Here is a 1,303-nt window from a genome sequence, read left to right as displayed (position 1 = left end):
ATCACACCGATGATAATTTTTTTCATTTTATAGCTAATTAGTCCAGTAGCAGACTGACACAGCTAAAACTGTGCATTGGGGAGTAGGGGAGCACAGGAGAAAGACTGTTGTTGGGTTACTCCTGCAAAGAAGCAAGCTACGTCCCTCAACCCAACCTACATCTATTGCAACATTTAAGATGAAACAGTCTACTACAAATTTTCTACAAATTTTCCTGTTCCCAGATCCGGTGTTCCCTGTTCCCTGCTATATCAATTAGTCAACCCATGTTCTAAAGCGTAGCGAACTAATTCGGTTCGACTATTCGTTCCAGTTTTTGTAAATAGTCTACTCACATACTTTTCCACATTCCGAACACTGGTATTTAGATCCCTAGCAATTTCCTTATTCATTAACCCTCTAGCTACTAAATCTAAAACACTCTGTTCCCTAGGAGTCAAATCTATTTTTATCGGTGAAGGAGTTTGAGCGATCGTATTCTTTCCCATTAACATTGCTTTTATTTCGGCAATTTGACTTGCTAAAACAGCAATATCGGGAGTATTTTCTCCTTCAGTAGTTGTTTGTGCTGATGTTCGACGCTCTAACAAATTTTCTACAATAGCTACCAACTCTTCTGGGTCAAAAGGTTTAGAAAGGTAAGCGTCACAACCCGCTTGATAACCCTGAATGCGGTCTGTCGTCATTCCTTTGGCAGTCAAAAATACTACAGGTAAAGCTTTAAATTTTGGTTCCTCTCGTAATTTTTGCAGAAATTGATAACCATCTACTTGAGGCATCATAATATCTGTAATTACCAAGTCAGGTAAATGTAATTGTAGGATATCCCATCCTTGATTAGCATTACTAGCAACATCTACATGGAAACCGCTATCTTCTAAATAAGCTTGTACGGCTTCCCGTAATCCTGGTTCATCATCTACTAATAATATTTTTCCTGACATTTTTAATTTTTCCTCTAGCTGATTTTGAGCTTGAATCATTTAATATATATAGATTATTCCTACTTTGATACTTTTTTTTAATTTAGCTAATTTTTATTATTAATGGAGCGAAAAAAATATACGGTTTACCATACTTGACTAAAATATTTTTTTATGAAGCACAATAAAGCTTAGGCATGATATGAAATACAGCTAAGTAGGTAGGCAAAATTAAATACACTGATAGACTATAGTAGGGACGTTCCATGGAAAGTCCCTACTATCCTCCCTGTTATAGCACTACGCAAATAGAGCGCGGACATTTATAAATGCTCAAAGTCAGTTAGGGATTACTTCCGACTTCTGACTTCTGTGCAAGC

The 1,303-nt window shown here is 36.7% G+C and carries 1 protein-coding gene; it reads right to left on the bottom strand.

Translation table 11 applies throughout. The features are described 5' to 3' along the window. Window positions 1-251 precede the first annotated feature (251 nt). A complete protein-coding gene (locus F6K22_RS41010; RefSeq protein WP_293110924.1) occupies window positions 252-944 on the bottom strand; it encodes a response regulator transcription factor in 693 nt (230 codons plus the stop codon). Window positions 945-1,303 lie beyond the last annotated feature (359 nt).

Source organism: Okeania sp. SIO2F4 (assembly GCF_010672385.1).
Lineage (GTDB): Bacteria > Cyanobacteriota > Cyanobacteriia > Cyanobacteriales > Microcoleaceae > Trichodesmium.
This window is presented reverse-complemented; position numbering and strand designations above follow the sequence as displayed.